Raw genomic sequence first — 1,125 nt, forward strand, 5'->3', positions numbered from 1 at the left:
CCTCGACCAGGCGCAGCACGTAATCGATCAGCGCATCGCTGGCGCGCACCTTGGGCACCTCGGCCTGCAGCCGGGCCAGCTCGGCATGGTCGAGAATCGCTTGCAGCCGCGGCAGCAGCTCGCGCCGCGCGTCGCCCAGCAGCAGCGCCTTCTCCGCCGCCTGGGCCGGATAACCCAGCGACAGGCGCATGAGGAAACGGTCCAGCTGCGACTCCGGCAGGGCGAAGGTGCCGCCGCTGCTCACCGGGTTCTGCGTGGCGATGACGAAGAACGGCTCGGGCAGCGGTCGGGTGGCGCCCTCGATGGTCACCTGGCCCTCTTCCATGGCCTCGAGCAGCGCGCTCTGGCTCTTCGGCGTGGCGCGGTTGATCTCGTCGGCCAGCACCAGCTCGGCGAAGATCGGCCCGGGGTGGAAGACGAACTGGCCACTGTCCTTGTCGAACACCGAGGTGCCGAGGATGTCGCCGGGCAACAGGTCGGAGGTGAACTGGATACGCTGGAAGCTCAGCCCCAGCACCCGCGCCAGAGCATGGCTCAAGGTGGTCTTGCCCATGCCGGGCAGGTCTTCGATCAGCAGGTGACCGCGCGCCAGCAGGCAGGTCAGCGCCAGGCGCACCTGCGCCTCCTTGCCCAGCAGCACCTGATTGACCGAGTCCAGGCAGGCGTCCAGTTTGCTTCGCATCGTTGGCTCCTTATGCAGACCGCCGATGCTACTGGGCCACTCAAGTGCGGCAAAGTGCTATGCAATCTTTGCTGACGAAACTGTGAGCGCGCCCGCCCTTACAGACGAAAATGCCCGGCCATGCCCTGCAGCTCGCGGCCCAGCTCGGCCAGCTGGATGCTCGAGGCGGCGGTCTGTTCCATGGCGCTGGCCGACTGATCGGCGATATCGCGGATCGAGGTGACGCTGCGGTTGATCTCCTCGGCCACCGCCGTCTGCTGTTCGGCCGCCGCGGCGATCTGCTGGTTCATCTCGAAGATCCGCGCCACCGCCTCGGCGATGGCCGTCAGCGCGCCCTCGGTCTGGTTGGCGCCCTCCACCGTCTGGCTCACCAGGCTGGCGCTCTGCGCCATGTCGGCCACCGCGCGGCGGCTGCCCTCGCGCAGCGCGGCGATCAGCGCCTC

Annotated in this window: 2 protein-coding genes; both read right to left on the bottom strand. The window is 68.4% G+C overall.

What is annotated here, in order from left to right; translation table 11 throughout:
- Positions 1–682, bottom strand: a 682-nt coding sequence (locus N878_RS21530) for a MoxR family ATPase (protein WP_021445599.1), incomplete at its 3' end; no start/stop codon positions are given.
- Between the two features lie 98 nt (positions 683–780).
- The coding region (locus N878_RS21535; protein WP_021445600.1) for a methyl-accepting chemotaxis protein at positions 781–1,125 on the bottom strand (345 nt) is incomplete at its 5' end.

The sequence above is a fragment of the Pseudomonas sp. EGD-AK9 genome (assembly GCF_000465935.2).
Taxonomy (GTDB): Bacteria; Pseudomonadota; Gammaproteobacteria; order Pseudomonadales; family Pseudomonadaceae; genus Aquipseudomonas.